Genomic DNA, 14671 nt, shown 5'->3' with positions numbered 1-14671 from the left:
TTCAATGCCTGAATTTGTATATAAAGCGCAGAGTCCTGCGGGAAAACTTATAAAGGGAAATATGGATGGTTCTGACGAGATGTTTGTCATACAGTGCCTTAAAAGAAATGGCTATTATCCCGTGGAAGTGAATAAGGCTTATGCTTCAAAGGATATAAAAATTGCCATTTTTTCAAAAGTTGGCATGAGAGATATCGCGATATTTTGCAGACAGTTTGCTACTATGATATCCGCAGGGCTTACAGTAGTATCATCCCTTGACATACTTTACAGGCAGACAGGAAAGAAGAAATTGAAGCAGGTTATAAAAGATACACTGGAACAGGTTCAAAAGGGCAAGATTCTATCCGAATCGATGGCAGAGCATAAGGAATTTCCGCAGCTTTTGATAAATATGGTTGAAGCAGGCGAGGCTTCAGGGCAATTAGACAGGATATTGGACAGGATGGCTGTATATTACGAAAAAGAAAACAATCTAAGGCAAAAAGTAAAATCAGCCATGTCGTACCCATCTGTTGTGTCTGCAGTTGCAATATGTGTAGTTGCCTTTCTTGTAACAAAGGTACTGCCTACTTTTTCATCCATGTACAGCAGTTTTAATGCTCAGCTTCCAATGCCGACGCGGCTGCTTCTTGCTGTCAGTTACGGGATATCTCATTACTGGATGATTATTCTTATTTCAATAGTATCTTTGGCGTACTTCGTAAGATGGTACTCAAGTTCCAAAAAGGGAAGGTATGTATACCACAAGCTTAAACTGGAAATACCCGTTTTCGGTAAAATAGAAAAAAAGATAATAACGGCGAGATTTGCGAGGACTCTTTCAATACTTTTATCGAGTGGTATACCTGTTATTCAGGCTATGGATATCGTAGGCAAGGCCATAACTAATGCCGTAATAGAAAATGGAATAGAAAAGTGCAAAGAATGTATGAAAAGGGGCATAGGTGTAGCGAAACCGCTTCTTACGGTAGGGATTTTTCCTGAGATGCTCATACAGATGATAAATGTCGGTGAGGAGTCGGGTTCCCTCGATAGCATGCTCCAGAAGACGGCGGATTATTATGATGAAGAGGTGGACGCTTGTGTATCTTCTCTGACAACTCTTATAGAGCCCTTCATAATAGTGTTGCTGGCGATTGTAGTTGGATTTATTATAATAGGCATGGTTATCCCTATGTTTGACATGTACAAATATATGTCAGTATGAAGAAAGTAAAAAACTAATTGCTCGATAAATATTTAATAATCAATACTAGAAAGTTAATCGTTAACTTCAATTCGTAATTTGAAATCAGCTATAAATAGAATTATGTTATTTTGATCAACGAATGAGTGTTCAAAATAACATAAACTCATATTGCGAATCGAAGATCGTTAAATAAATTCTCCAAGGTGGTATATTAAAATGTTTAAAAGATTAAAAAATCAAAAGGGTTTTACTCTGATTGAACTTATTGCTGTAATGGCAATACTTGGAATACTTGCGCTTGTCATAGTACCAAAAGTATCGAACTATGGGAAAAATGCAAATGTAACCAGGGCAAAGGCCGATCTTGCGACTGTAAAGAATGCCATAGAGAGATACAATGCAGAGCATGACATAGCTTTAACAGATGATGATATGCTTGGCAGCTATAATGTTAAAAGTGTATTGACGACAAAAAAAGAAGATGGATACGGACCATACATAGACAAAATACCTGACGAATGGTCAGCAAAAACTATTAAGCAAATTATGGAAGGAAACCCATCAAAGGTCGATATTAAAGATAGTGTAGCTTTTTTTGAGCAATAACAATAATACAATTTTATATTTTTCAGCTTCGCAGTATATGAGAGGGAATTATGTTACTTCTATATGTTTTTGTTTTTTTGTTCGGTCTTATCACAGGCAGCTTTCTGAATGTCTGCATATACAGGATTCCAATGAATGAATCTCTTATCTTTCCTCCTTCGCACTGTATGAGATGTGGCGGCAAAATAGCGTGGTATGATCTTTTCCCTGTTGTAAGTTTTATCATATTGAATGGAAGATGCAGAAAATGCGGTGGGAAAATACCTCTACAGTATCCCTTGGTGGAGTTTGCGTCAGGAGTCGTATTTTTGATTTGCTTCTTAAAGTTCGGTTTTTCGGTTATTTTTATAAAGAGCATATTCTTGTTATCAGTGCTTATTATAGTTTCATTTATCGACTTCGAATACAGCGTTATTCCAGGCAAGCTTATTATTTTTTTAGGTATTGTTGGAATAATTTTAGATATACTGGGGTATAAATCAAATACAAGCCTGCTGAACTTTTTATATGGGTTTATTTTAGGAGGAGGACTAATATTCTTAATAGTACTAATAACCGGAGCCATGGGCGGAGGAGACGTACAGCTCATGGCAGCTATAGGCATTTACTTAGGGCTAAGGCTAACTTTGCTTACCCTTCTCCTTTCATTTGTAACAGGGGCTGCAGCAGGCATCGTGCTTATAATACTCAAGAAAAAAACACGCAGGGATTATATACCTTTTGGGCCGTGGATTTCAATAGCGGCTTTTATATCTGTTTTCTTGGGGGAAGGAATGGTTAACTGGTATTTATCCTTGCTCTAAGGAGATTGTTATGAAAAAAGGCGTCACATTGATTGAGCTTACGGTATGCATTGCAATCATCGGGGTTCTATCGGCAATGGCTGTGCCCTGCATAGGCAGCATGCAAAGATCCAGCCTTGATTTATCCACAATTGAATTATTGTCGGACATAAGGTTGTGCCGCCAGAAGGCGATGGATGAGGACAGCATATACCATATTTTTTTTGACAGTGTAAATAAAGATTACATGATATACAGTTATAAAGATATGAATAATTGTATAGTTAAGATTAAAAAATTGCCCAATGGAATAAATTTTGATAAATCGAAATCGTCTTACAGGAATAATAAAATATCATTCAATGCTATCGGCAAACCTCTTCCACATCCGTGTACCATCACATTGAAAAATAGTTTCGGACAGCACCGGAGCATTACGATAGCCATAGCGACAGATTATATAGGCATTAAAAATGAATAGGTGATATTATTGAAATCGTTTAATAAGGGGTTTACATTGATAGAACTTGTGGTTTCTATAGCTATACTCGGAATTATAGCAGTGCCTTTGATGGGGCTTTTTTCTGTTTCCTTCAACAATAACATGATCGCGAAGAGGCGGACTGAAACCGTATCGATCGCCGAAAGCGCCATGGAAATTTACAAAAGCGATAAGGGTATAGGTGCAGTTGAATCAAAAGATGTGACTCCCGGACAGAATGGCTATACGACGGTATTTTACTTTTATTATAATTCACACGATGGGACAAACTTAATCGATTGCTTGAAGCCTGATAATGCTGTCCGAAAAATCAACCGTTATGTAGATGAAGATTTTGCGGCGGTAAATTCGTACGCTGATAAAAAATATAATTATGCAATAAAGATAGTTTTAGATTTAAAAGAGCATGATGAGGTTGTAGAGATTAACGTTATGGTTTGGAACAGGGTAGACAAAGACGCAGGCAAGGTAAATTTTATTTCATTGAGGAGCGGCAGCTAATATATGAAAACAAACAGAGGTTTCACACTTATAGAATTAATAGTTGCCCTTGCCATAATGGCCATAGTGGGCGTTACTGTTGAAGGTATTTTTTCAAGCTCTATAAACTCATATAAAAAGGATAACTCGAACTGGCGGATACAGCAGGATGCGCGGCATGCCATGGATGAAATACAAATGGAAGTAAAGATGTCAAGCCCCGATATGGTGAGTGTCGTCGATTTAAAAGAGGACGGGTTGCAGAAATCCATACTTGAAATAAGAAAAAAGGAATCGAATACCGAATATACATGTGTGACTGTGAAATGGGTATATGATTCACAGAGCAAAAAAATATTAAGCAGAATCAAATATAGCGAGACATATGATAATAAAGGCAAATTGGTTTCAAAATATGAAAAAGGAAGAAATAAAATAATAAATAATATCGACGATATTTTGTTCGAATATAAATATCCGGAAACGGGAGACAGCATCCTGACCATAAACATCAGAACAAAAGATGATGATGCAGGTACGAGCTTTAATATGCTCCAGGCTGTATATCCAAGGCTTGAAAATTGATTCGCAGAAGGGTACCAGGCATATGAAAGTGTATATATAATATTCTTCAAATATAAATATGGCATACGGTTTTTAAAAAGGAAGCGAATATATTTGAAAAATAACAAGGGTTCTGCCCTCATACTTGTTTTAATACTGATGTCCGTAATAACAATACTCGCGGTTTCCCTCACAGGCGTAACTTTGAGTGAGGTCTTAATGTCTAGAATATATCAGGATTCCAAAGCTGCCTCATATATCGCCGAAGCCGGTATGGAAAGGGCTGTACCAATGCTTGAGCATGGGATTAAAGAGATAATCCATGATTCTTTAAATGACGAAAACTCTATTTTAAGGAAGGTCATAAACAATGCCATACAAAGTGCCTCATCTTCAGATGCCGATTCGGAGGAGGCAATAAAAGACAGTATTTATTCATACATCGATGCAAATGAAGCTGATGGTATTTTAGCAAATATAATGCAGAATTATATACAGGGAGACTTCAAAGAGCAGATTGATTCAGAAAGCGATACTGAAAGTAGCGGCACAGATGCATACGATTTTACATTGCGGAACAAGATCAAGACGTATTATAAAATTACCATAAATAATCCAAATACTATCTATCAGGATAAAAAAATAAATGTATCATCGAAAGGATACTATGGGAAATCGGTCAAGAAGATAAATGCATCATATAAAATTCCCGAATTAAATGATATATTGAAATTCGATGCAGATTTGAATCCTTATATCGATCTTGATGAATATTCTTTAAATGCCATATCCATCCATTGAGAATAGAGGAACATCCGATTTTTTAACCTTCATGAAAAGCATTAAATGGGATGAAAACTAAGGAGTGGTTTTGTTGTTTGGGAAAAATGTTCTTGCACTGGATATAGGAAGCAAATTTATAAAAGCCGTATATGGCAGCAGTTTAAAAAGCGGGGCTGACGTTAAAGAATATGCCATGCTTGGTACCCCGAGGGCTGCGGTATATGATGGATGCATTAACGATATAAAAAGCATTACCGAAGTAATTTCGGGTTTTATGAAGGGAAAAAGTATAAAGGCAAACAGTATGATTACAGGCATAGGCGGAAAGGATATTGTGACCAGACATATTGAACTTCCTCATATGACTGAAAAACAGGTCAAAAAAGCAGCAAGACTCGAGATACAGCAATATCTTCCGATAAATACCGATGAATACGCAATAGATTCCAAAACAATTGAAAAGGGCGAAACATCAAACGGTAAGATGCTCGATGTTTTAGTCGCTGCAGTACCCAAGAAAAAGGTCGAAGGATATATGGCGCTTGCAAAAGGCCTTGGCCTTAAACTTAAGTTCATAGATCTTTTTGCGGACAGCATATCAAGAATTTTTGCGGGCAGCGGGGAATTTGCTGAAAATAAAACAATTGCCACGGCAGATATGGGTTATAATTCAATATCAGTTACACTTATACAAAATGGGAACCTATTTCTTGAAAGGCAGATCGATACAGGTGATTTTGGCACCTACACCGCCGATTGCAGTGCTAAATATTTGGCAGACCAATTGATAGATAACATGATGAAGGTTATCAATTTTTATATTTCAAACAGTTATAACAGGAAAATTGATTCTATATATTTGTATGGCGAAGGCGCGGGCATAAAAGGCATGGCAGATTATATTAAAAGAAACACAAGATCAGATGTAAAGCTACTTGGTCCGGAACTTCTCCATGGTATAAGAGGAATCGATGAAGGGCTTAAAGAAAAGCTCTATCTATATATCAACTGCATAAGCTTGCTTTTAAGGAGGAATTGACAAAATGAATAATCTTAATTTAATCCCTCAAGAGTTTAAGATAGCTAAAAGAAAAAGGAAGAACATGCTTATTGCCTTATTTTGTTTTTCATGCGTTTTACTTATAATAGCCGGAACTATATATATACCGATGTACCTTACATTAAAGCAATATGCGAAGAATAAAAAAATCGAAGGGGAGATTTCGAATCTCTCATATATATCTGACGAAATAAAAAAGCTCAATGAAGAAAAAAATGTTCTTGTGACCCATGATAGTATTGTAGGCAGTTATTTAAAGGGGCAGATAAAATGGACAGATGTCATGAAAAAATTGTCATCTATGCTTCCTACTTATGTATCCGTTAATTCCCTGGAACTTTCAGACGATGCGATTATAATGCAGTGTACTTCAAAAAATCCTGAGGCAATAGCTGTATTCATTGCCAATATTGAAGGTTCGGGATATTTTGATATATTAAAGATAGACGACATCGTGCCTTTGGAAGATACTTCACAGGATTACAGATTTGGTATCAAAGTAAAATTGATAAAGGCGGAAAGAGTGGTGCGGTAATTGAACAGTTTATCTTTAAGAGAGAAAATTTTGCTTATAATATTGGCCGCTTTTGCGTCATTCTTCTTAATATGTAAATATGGGACAGGACCACAGATTAAAAGATATAATGATGCTTTAAAAACATATAAAAATGATATGGATAATCTGCTTACCCTAAAAAGCCAGCAAAAAAATATTGCAAAGCTCAAAAATCAGGTGGATGAATTAACAAAAAAAAATTCTGAATCGCAAAATATTATACCTGATACTGTAAGATATCCTGAAATAATTATGGATATAAATAGTATTATTTTGTCCTCAAACTGCAGAATAGTAAAGATAAGTTTTACAGAAGAGAATAATCAGACTGACAGAAACAATAAAATTCAGAACAAGACGTCAAAGGTGCTCTTTGCACCTGTAAATTTTTCAGTATCAGGCACCTATGATGATATGATATTTCTTATGGGCAAGATTGAGAATAATGAAAGAAAGCTGTCTATCGATAAGGTTGTGATGAATAAAGATCGGAATACCAGCAGTATTATTGCCGATTTTGATATTTCATGCCCGTATCTCAAGCAGGGCAATCCTTACGAGCCGGTTAAATATCCTTTTATGGGGATAAACACTGGTAAAAAAGATTTATTCAACTGAATCTAGCAAATGAGTGTTCAAAATAACCTAAGCTCATATTTACGGATCGAAGTAAGGTATATATTATTCGAATATAAAATATGTACCCTGTTGTTTTTTTAAGTCTGTACATATAGGGGGCTGTATGGTATTATTTATTTGGACATGATTCATAATACCGGTTTGGCCAAGGTCTGGTGAAAAGCCAGGCTAAATTTGTTTTGAAAGGGGTGCTTTTATGTCAGTTAAATTCGGCCCTGCGGGTAATTCCGATTTGTTTTACAGGCAGGGACATAAGTCTTCGTCCGAAGCACCGGAGTGGATCCATAACATGGGGCTTGATGCATATGAATACCCTTGCAGCAGAGGCGTAAACATAGGCGAGGAAAGGGCTAAGGAAATAGGAAGGAACGCAAAAAAGTTCAATATAGAAGTGAGCATACATGCTCCTTATTATATAAACCTGGCAAGTCAGGAGAAGCAAAAATTAGAAAACTCTATTGATTATATAGTTAATTCCGCTAAAGTTGCGCAATGGATGGGGGCAAAGGTAGTTGTTGTCCACCCGGGGTCCTGCGCTAAAATTGACAGATCCCTTGCAATGGATACTGCCAAAAAAACATTAAGAAGGGCTTTGGATGCGCTGAAAGAGATGCAATTGGACGATGTGCTCGTATGCCCTGAAACTATGGGCAAGAAAAATCAGCTTGGCAGCATGGATGAGATAATGGAGCTTTGCAGTATAGATGAAAGGATTATTCCCACAATAGATTTCGGGCATGTAAACGCTTTAGGCCAGGGATGCCTTAAAAATAAGGATGATTACAGGAGAGTTCTCGATACAATAAAAGACAGGCTTGGGGAATACAGGTTAAAAAACATACACTGCCATTTCAGCAGGATAGAATATACCAAAGCAGGCGAAAAAAAGCACTGGACACTTGCAGATACCCAGTTTGGACCTGAATTCGATCCTCTTGCGGAACTTTTAATCGAATACGATATGTGCTCCGTAATCATATGCGAATCCATGAAAACTATGGCTGAAGATGCTTTGAAATTAAAAACAATTTATGAAAGCATGCTGCATAAAAAATGATTGATAAATGCATATGGGTTCTGGTAAAATAACATTTGGACATTTTATTATATGGAGGTAATATAGTGAAAAATAAAAGGCTGGAAAAGTTTAAGGAAACACTAAAATCGATGGGCATAGACGGTGCCCTTGTATATAACGATGCGAACAGGAACTATTTGAGCTATTTCACAGGGAATGAAAGCTACGCGATCATAACTTATGAAAATGCATTGTTCATTACAGATTCGAGGTACACGGAACAGGCGAAAATGCAGGTTGAAGATTTTGAAGTGAAAGAGTACAGGACGGATATTTACAGTTTCATAAAAGATGCTGTAGCATCTCTTAGAATAAAGAAGCTTGGTTTTGAGGAAAACTATATGACATACAACATGTATGATAAGCTTCGCTCTTTGATGCCTGAAGTTGAGTTTGTGCCATTAAATCGCGTTATTGAAAAGCAAAGGCAGATTAAAGACGAAAATGAGATCGAAAATATCAGAAGTGCGGCAAAAATTGCAGATGATGCATTTTTACATATGCTTAAGTTTATAAAAGCAGGCATGTCTGAATATGATGTAGGCATTGAGCTCGAGTTTTTCATGAGAAAGGAAGGCGCATCGGCCCTTTCGTTCCCATCGATAGTAGCATCCGGAAAGAGATCGTCGCTTCCGCATGGTACTGCAACTCAAAAGATTATTAATGCAGGAGATTTTCTGACTCTCGATTATGGATGTATATACAATGGATATTGTTCGGATATGACGAGGACTATAGTAATAGGAAAGGCTTCTCAAAAGCAGAAGGAAATATACGATATAGTTTTGCATGCCAATGAAGAGGTTTTAAAAGATGTTAAACCTGGTATTTTAACATCGGACCTTGATAAGGTTGCAAGGGACATTATTGGGGATCACGGTTATGGAAAGAATTTCGGCCATGGACTTGGACATGGTGTGGGAATGGAGATACACGAACTTCCAAGGGTATCTAAAACAGGAAATGAAACATTAAGGGCCGGAATGGTTATAACGGACGAACCTGGCATATACCTGCCGGATTTTGGCGGAGTCAGGATAGAAGATCTTGTGCTTGTAACTGAAGATGGCTGCGATGTAATATCAAAGTCTGATAAAAAGCTTATTGAACTTGATTGAGCATCGGTTGAATAAAATATAGTTTCGAATATCAGAATTATAATAATAAATTAAGGTAAAATATTAATGTGATATTTTTAATATAAACATGAGTTTTATGGAGGGAATAATATAAATGATATCAGCAGGAGAATTTAGAAAAGGGACTACATTTGAGCTGGATGGGCAGGTATACGTCATCGTCGATTTTCAGCATGTAAAACCGGGCAAGGGTGCGGCTTTTGTAAGGACGAAGGTTAAAAATGTCATAAACGGCGCCGTACTTGAGAAAACTTTCAATCCAACAGAGAAATTTCAGGAAGCAGTTATCGAAAGGAAAGAGATGCAGTATCTTTACAATGACGGAAATCTTTATTACTTCATGGACCTTGATACATACGAACAAATACCTTTAAACAAAAGCACAGTCGAAGATGCTGTAAAATTTCTCAAAGAAAATGACAATGCAATTATAAGGTTCTATAAAGGCGAGGCATTTTCGGTAGAACCGCCTAATTTTGTTGTGCTTGAGGTAACTCATACGGAACCCGGCGTAAGGGGAGATACAGCTACCAATACGCTAAAGCCCGCAACCGTTGAAACCGGTGCTGAAATAATGGTGCCTTTGTTCGTAAATACAGGCGATAAGATAAGAATAGATACAAGAACTGGAGAATATATGGAAAGAGCATGATTTAAACGGAGGTGTAATATGCAAACAATAGGACAAAAAGTATCATATGTCAGAGGATTAGCAGACGGACTGGATATTAAGGAAGATACAAAGGAAGGAAAAGTACTGAGGTCCATAGTCGATGTACTCGGGGATATTGCCGAAGCCATCGATGATCTGGAAAGCGCACAGTCCGAGCTGAATGAATACGTAAACGCCATGGACCAGGACCTTTCCGATGTGGAAGATAAGGTAAACGGCAGGGAAAAGGAAGATGACGACAGCGGGTTTATAGAGGTAGAATGCCCCAACTGCCATGAAAAAGTTTACCTTGATGGCGAGCTGTTTGAAGATGAGGATGAAGAAATAATATGTCCGAATTGCCATGAGCCGATTCATTTTGAATGTGAATGTTGTGGCGACACCAGTGAAGGCGAAGATATCGAAGAATAAAATAAAAACAAGCGAATATGTTTGCTTGCATAAAAAAATTCCATTATTGATCGATCAATAATGGAATTTTTTTATACAAAATAATTTAATCGGTCAGGATTTGACTGCCTGTAAAATCCTGGCCGATTAAATTATTTTATTTCCTGCATATTATACCTGCCGGATAAATATTATTTATATTAAGAAAGGAGGACATGTTGTTTTGGATGGCATGAGAGGGAACAAAATAGTAAAAGTACTTAAAGATGAGATACTTACAAGCATTTCACCGAGGATAGGGGAAATAATAATGAGCGCCCCCATAGAATATATAAATAAGTTAGAAGAGATAAGGATCAGACTCGGTAAACCCCTGATGATAAATTGTGGAAGATCCGATTATATGCTGTCCCCTAAGGGCCGAATCCCAGGGAGTATTAAGGATGCATACATAGTTTCAAAGGACGACTGCGAAAGGACTATACAGCTTTTGAGCAACTATTCGGTATATTCCCTTGAAGAAGAGCTTAAATGCGGCTATATAACGCTGCAGGGAGGACATAGGGTGGGGATTGCAGGCAAGGGTATCATTGAGGGTGGCAAAATTAAAGCATTAAAAAATATATCGGGATTTAATATAAGGATTGCCAGGCAGGTTATAGGTGCGGCGGATTCCGTCATGAAATATATAATGAAAAAAGATGACATATACAACACGATTATTATTTCACCTCCGCAGTGCGGGAAGACCACTCTTTTAAGGGATATGATAAGGCAGATAAGTTCCGGCAATGAAAAAGCTGGAATCAAGGGTCTTAAGGTTTCCCTCGTGGATGAAAGGTCGGAGGTGGCAGGGTGTTACTTGGGCATCCCCCAGAATGATGTGGGAATAAGAACGGATATACTCGATGCATGCCCTAAATCGGCTGGTCTCATAATGATGATAAGATCCATGTCCCCGCAGGTGCTCGCAACAGATGAAATAGGGAGCATTGATGACATAAAGGCTATATATGAAGCGATGAATGCCGGAATACGCATGGTGACTACAATACATGGCGATGGGATCGATGACGTATTGAAAAGGCCGTACATAGATGACGTAATAAAAAACAGGATTTTTGAAAGGATAATAATTCTAAGCTCAAAGCATGGTCCTGGCACCATAGAGGATGTAATAGACGGCAGGGACCTTAAAAGCATTATAGATTAAACGTAATGATGAAGGAGGGATTTTGTGATCAAATTAATAGGATGCCTGCTTATTATATTGTCAAGTTCCGGGCTGGGATATATTCTTGGGGGCAGATTCGGCAAAAGAGTACGGGAAATCAAGCTTCTTATGGCATCGTTTCAGATGCTCGAAAACGAGATAATATATTCAAGCACTCCTCTTCCGGAGGCATTTGAAAGCGTAAGTAAAAAGATCGGTTATCCTGTAAATGCTCTTTTTAAAAGGACAGGGGATTATCTAAACCAAAGGCTTTATACTACAGCGGGCGATGCTTTTAAAAAGTCCCTGGGCGATATGGAAGACATGCTTTCAATTGCAAGAGAGGATATGGAAATACTCGTAAACTTTGGACATACTCTTGGAAGTTCGGATACAAAAAGTCAGGAAAAGAATTTTAAAATGCTTTTGAGCCAGCTTGATATACAGGAAGGCAAGGCCCACGATGCACAGAATAAAAATGAAAAGATGTACAAGAATTTGGGTTTTTTATCAGGTCTTGCAATAGCGATAATTTTTATTTAAAGGGGAGATAAAAATGGAACTTGATGTGAGTTTGATTTTTAAGATAGCGGCAATCGGAATATTGATTGCAGTGCTGGATCAGATTTTAAGGAGGGCCGGAAGGGAGGAGCAGGCAATGATGACAACTCTTGCAGGCCTGGTCGTCGTAATGCTTTTGGTAATAAATCTTGTAAGTAAGCTGTTTAATACCGTCAGGACTTTATTCCAGCTATACTAAACCGGGGATGTGATTGCATTGGAGATATTCCAAATAGTTGGACTTGCTATAGTCGCCGCAGCGTTGTCAGTACTTTTAAAAAAACAAAAACCGGAAATATCTCTCTTCATCAGTATAGCAACAGGCTTAATGATATTTTTCTTTGTTGTATTTAAACTGTCTGCCGTTTTGACGCTGCTTCAGGATTTGTCAAAGAGAGTGAATATGGATTTTGTATACCTATCCACAATTTTAAAAATAATAGGCATAGCATACATAACCACTTTTGGGGCGGAAATATGCAGGGATGCAGGTGAAAATGCCATAGCTTCAAAAGTGGAATTCGCCGGGAAAATACTTATAATGTTACTTGCCATACCCATATTGATGGCTGTGCTTGATACGATTCTTAAGATTATACCTTAAGGTGGAGTTTATGATGAAAAAGATAATTTGTATAATATTTATACTTATATTACTATCGCCGGTAACCGTATATGCCGACAGTACAGGTGATATGCAAAAGGGTGATACATACGACGCTCAGGTAAATTCGATAGATACACAGAATATAGAAAAATTCATAGACCAGTTAAACCGCGAAACGGAGAGTTATCTTCCCCCATTGAATTTAAAAAGCTTCATAAGCATGTTTAAATCTGAAGGAGGAGGCTATAGCCTTACCGGCTTATTGAACGGGATGCTGAAATACTTTTTTAATGATGTACTTCTCAATGCAAAGCTTTTATCCCAGCTTGTGATACTTTCTATAATATGTGCAATATTGAAGAACCTTGAAAATGCATTCAGCAGTGAAAATATATCGAATCTTGCATATTATGCATGCTATCTCGTGCTCATAATAATCATTGTAAAAAGTTTCACACTGGCAGTTGGAATAGGCAGAGACACAATAAATAAAATGGTGGACTTTATGACGGCGATGCTTCCGGTTTTGATATCCCTATTGACATCGGTGGGTGGGTTTGCATCGGCATCCATCTTCGATCCGCTGATAATGATAATGGTACAGATAATAAGCACTGCAGTCAAGAATATCATCATCCCGTTGATATTCCTGAATGTAATATTATCTATTGTGAATAACATCTCGGATACATTTCAGGTAACAAAATTGGCGGATTTGCTAAAGCAGATTGTAAAATGGGGACTCGGCTTCATGCTTACTGTTTTCGTGGGGATAATTACAATAAGGGGAACTGCCGTCAAGAGCTTGGATCAGGTTACTGTAAAGACTGCAAAGTTTGCAATAGATAACTTCATACCCGTAGTCGGAAAATGCCTGTCCGATGCAATAAGCACTATTGCAGGATATTCCCTTGTTCTAAAAGACGCCATAAGTACATTTGGTTTAATCGCGCTTGTAATATTATGCATATTTCCCTTGATTAAGATTATAACATTGGTATTGATCTTTAAAGTTACAGGTGCTCTCATACAACCCATATCGGACAAAAGGATAATCGAATGCTTAAACAGCGTTGGCGATTCACTGACGCTTATCTTCGCATCGGTGCTTTGCGTTGCGATAATGTTTTTTATAATGATAACTGTTATGGCATCGACAGGGAAGATGGCCGTTTCATAGAATACATATTTATATTTGAATATACTTTGTTTCCAGATAGAAGGAAGGCGGTATTTATGGATATTCTGAATAAATGGATATATACGATCGTAGTTATAATGATCCTTGCAGCTTTTTTAGATATATTGATGCCGAATTCATCCATGAAAAAATATACAAGGCTGGTCCTTGGATTGCTCATAATGTCTGTAATACTTCAGCCGGTATTGAAAATAATGAATAAGAATTATTCGTTTTCCCTCGATAGTTCTAAGTATGAAAGCCAGCTAAGCAATGAATACATGAAAAATCAGACGGAAAATTATAGCACAAAGCAGTCCTTGGAGGTTGTAAAGTTATACAAACAGAATCTGGAGAAGGAGATAGGGGATCAGGTAAAAAAAGAGATAGGAAGTGATAGGGATATAACTGTCGAGGTCGGGATTATCGATGATGAAAAAAATAAAAATTATCTGGCACTTGATAATATAACGATACATATAGGAAAGCTTATAAAGCAGGTCGATAAAGTTGTAATAAATGACGACGAGTCCGGCAAGGCCGATAAAGGCGGATCGGAGAGCTTTAAAGAGCTTAAGAAGCATATTTCCGCTATTTATAATATCGATGCTGACAAAGTCAGGGTGTATGCAGCATCTTGATTAATTTTCATATTGGAGGTAATAC

20 protein-coding genes are annotated in these 14671 nt (G+C 37.4%); all 20 read left to right on the top strand.

The features are described from left to right. The first annotated feature begins 4 nt into the window (after window positions 1-4). Complete coding sequence (locus QME45_05755; GenBank protein ID MDI6618169.1) at window positions 5-1210, top strand: type II secretion system F family protein; 1206 nt, start codon at window positions 5-7, stop codon at window positions 1208-1210. A 198-nt stretch (window positions 1211-1408) separates the two neighbouring features. Continuing rightward, window positions 1409-1798 carry a prepilin-type N-terminal cleavage/methylation domain-containing protein gene (locus tag QME45_05750; GenBank protein MDI6618168.1) on the top strand — a complete coding sequence of 130 codons (390 nt, stop codon included), beginning with the start codon at window positions 1409-1411 and terminating at the stop codon, window positions 1796-1798. Between the two features lie 50 nt (window positions 1799-1848). Next, window positions 1849-2601, top strand: coding sequence for a prepilin peptidase (locus QME45_05745; GenBank protein ID MDI6618167.1), 753 nt, complete (start codon window positions 1849-1851; stop codon window positions 2599-2601). A gap of 10 nt (window positions 2602-2611) precedes the next feature. Then, window positions 2612-3061 (top strand): prepilin-type N-terminal cleavage/methylation domain-containing protein, encoded by a 450-nt coding sequence (locus QME45_05740; GenBank protein MDI6618166.1) that lies wholly within the window; start codon window positions 2612-2614, stop codon window positions 3059-3061. 9 nt (window positions 3062-3070) lie between these two features. Beyond that, window positions 3071-3583 (top strand): type II secretion system protein, encoded by a 513-nt coding sequence (locus QME45_05735; protein MDI6618165.1) that lies wholly within the window; start codon window positions 3071-3073, stop codon window positions 3581-3583. Window positions 3584-3586: 3 nt separating this feature from the next. Next, window positions 3587-4147 carry a type II secretion system protein gene (locus QME45_05730; protein MDI6618164.1) on the top strand — a complete coding sequence of 187 codons (561 nt, stop codon included), beginning with the start codon at window positions 3587-3589 and terminating at the stop codon, window positions 4145-4147. A gap of 93 nt (window positions 4148-4240) precedes the next feature. After that, on the top strand, window positions 4241-4927 hold the full coding sequence (locus QME45_05725; GenBank protein MDI6618163.1) for a pilus assembly PilX N-terminal domain-containing protein: 687 nt from the start codon (window positions 4241-4243) through the stop codon (window positions 4925-4927). 73 nt (window positions 4928-5000) lie between these two features. Continuing rightward, window positions 5001-5948, top strand: a complete 948-nt coding sequence (pilM, locus tag QME45_05720; protein MDI6618162.1) for a pilus assembly protein PilM — start codon at window positions 5001-5003, stop codon at window positions 5946-5948. A gap of 4 nt (window positions 5949-5952) precedes the next feature. Continuing rightward, on the top strand, window positions 5953-6504 hold the full coding sequence (locus QME45_05715) for a PilN domain-containing protein (GenBank protein ID MDI6618161.1): 552 nt from the start codon (window positions 5953-5955) through the stop codon (window positions 6502-6504). Between the two features lie 30 nt (window positions 6505-6534). Further along, complete coding sequence (pilO, locus tag QME45_05710; protein MDI6618160.1) at window positions 6535-7143, top strand: type 4a pilus biogenesis protein PilO; 609 nt, start codon at window positions 6535-6537, stop codon at window positions 7141-7143. Between the two features lie 217 nt (window positions 7144-7360). Further along, window positions 7361-8221, top strand: coding sequence for a TIM barrel protein (locus tag QME45_05705; GenBank protein ID MDI6618159.1), 861 nt, complete (start codon window positions 7361-7363; stop codon window positions 8219-8221). 65 nt (window positions 8222-8286) lie between these two features. Next, entirely contained in the window at window positions 8287-9360 is a 1074-nt protein-coding gene (locus QME45_05700) for a Xaa-Pro peptidase family protein (protein MDI6618158.1), read from the top strand. Between the two features lie 115 nt (window positions 9361-9475). Beyond that, entirely contained in the window at window positions 9476-10033 is a 558-nt protein-coding gene (efp, locus tag QME45_05695; GenBank protein ID MDI6618157.1) for an elongation factor P, read from the top strand. An 18-nt stretch (window positions 10034-10051) separates the two neighbouring features. Next, window positions 10052-10465: a hypothetical protein gene (locus QME45_05690; GenBank protein MDI6618156.1), complete on the top strand. Its 414-nt coding sequence runs from the start codon at window positions 10052-10054 to the stop codon at window positions 10463-10465. Window positions 10466-10676: 211 nt separating this feature from the next. Then, window positions 10677-11657, top strand: coding sequence for a stage III sporulation protein AA (spoIIIAA, locus tag QME45_05685; protein MDI6618155.1), 981 nt, complete (start codon window positions 10677-10679; stop codon window positions 11655-11657). Window positions 11658-11681: 24 nt separating this feature from the next. Further along, entirely contained in the window at window positions 11682-12200 is a 519-nt protein-coding gene (gene spoIIIAB, locus QME45_05680; protein ID MDI6618154.1) for a stage III sporulation protein SpoIIIAB, read from the top strand. A 13-nt stretch (window positions 12201-12213) separates the two neighbouring features. Continuing rightward, window positions 12214-12417 (top strand): stage III sporulation protein AC, encoded by a 204-nt coding sequence (gene spoIIIAC, locus QME45_05675; protein MDI6618153.1) that lies wholly within the window; start codon window positions 12214-12216, stop codon window positions 12415-12417. An 18-nt stretch (window positions 12418-12435) separates the two neighbouring features. Continuing rightward, entirely contained in the window at window positions 12436-12822 is a 387-nt protein-coding gene (spoIIIAD, locus tag QME45_05670) for a stage III sporulation protein AD (GenBank protein ID MDI6618152.1), read from the top strand. Window positions 12823-12832: 10 nt separating this feature from the next. Further along, window positions 12833-14005, top strand: coding sequence for a stage III sporulation protein AE (gene spoIIIAE / locus QME45_05665; GenBank protein MDI6618151.1), 1173 nt, complete (start codon window positions 12833-12835; stop codon window positions 14003-14005). A gap of 56 nt (window positions 14006-14061) precedes the next feature. Next, window positions 14062-14646, top strand: coding sequence for a stage III sporulation protein AF (gene spoIIIAF / locus QME45_05660; protein MDI6618150.1), 585 nt, complete (start codon window positions 14062-14064; stop codon window positions 14644-14646). Window positions 14647-14671 lie beyond the last annotated feature (25 nt).

The sequence above is a fragment of the Clostridiales bacterium genome (genome assembly GCA_030016385.1).
GTDB lineage: Bacteria > Bacillota > Clostridia > Clostridiales > Oxobacteraceae > JASEJN01.
The sequence above is the reverse complement of the archived record's forward strand: the minus strand, read 5'-3'. Positions and strand labels throughout refer to the sequence as shown.

Coding starts and splice junctions, on each gene's coding strand:
- spoIIIAC (MDI6618153.1), top strand. CDS start 12,214: ATGGAACTTGATGTGAGTTTGATTTTTAAGATAGCGGCAATCGGAATA.
- QME45_05705 (MDI6618159.1), top strand. CDS start 7,361: ATGTCAGTTAAATTCGGCCCTGCGGGTAATTCCGATTTGTTTTACAGG.
- QME45_05750 (MDI6618168.1), top strand. CDS start 1,409: ATGTTTAAAAGATTAAAAAATCAAAAGGGTTTTACTCTGATTGAACTT.
- QME45_05740 (MDI6618166.1), top strand. CDS start 2,612: ATGAAAAAAGGCGTCACATTGATTGAGCTTACGGTATGCATTGCAATC.
- efp (MDI6618157.1), top strand. CDS start 9,476: ATGATATCAGCAGGAGAATTTAGAAAAGGGACTACATTTGAGCTGGAT.
- spoIIIAA (MDI6618155.1), top strand. CDS start 10,677: ATGAGAGGGAACAAAATAGTAAAAGTACTTAAAGATGAGATACTTACA.
- QME45_05745 (MDI6618167.1), top strand. CDS start 1,849: ATGTTACTTCTATATGTTTTTGTTTTTTTGTTCGGTCTTATCACAGGC.
- QME45_05755 (MDI6618169.1), top strand. CDS start 5: ATGCCTGAATTTGTATATAAAGCGCAGAGTCCTGCGGGAAAACTTATA.
- spoIIIAE (MDI6618151.1), top strand. CDS start 12,833: ATGATGAAAAAGATAATTTGTATAATATTTATACTTATATTACTATCG.
- QME45_05715 (MDI6618161.1), top strand. CDS start 5,953: ATGAATAATCTTAATTTAATCCCTCAAGAGTTTAAGATAGCTAAAAGA.
- QME45_05730 (MDI6618164.1), top strand. CDS start 3,587: ATGAAAACAAACAGAGGTTTCACACTTATAGAATTAATAGTTGCCCTT.
- QME45_05690 (MDI6618156.1), top strand. CDS start 10,052: ATGCAAACAATAGGACAAAAAGTATCATATGTCAGAGGATTAGCAGAC.
- spoIIIAF (MDI6618150.1), top strand. CDS start 14,062: ATGGATATTCTGAATAAATGGATATATACGATCGTAGTTATAATGATC.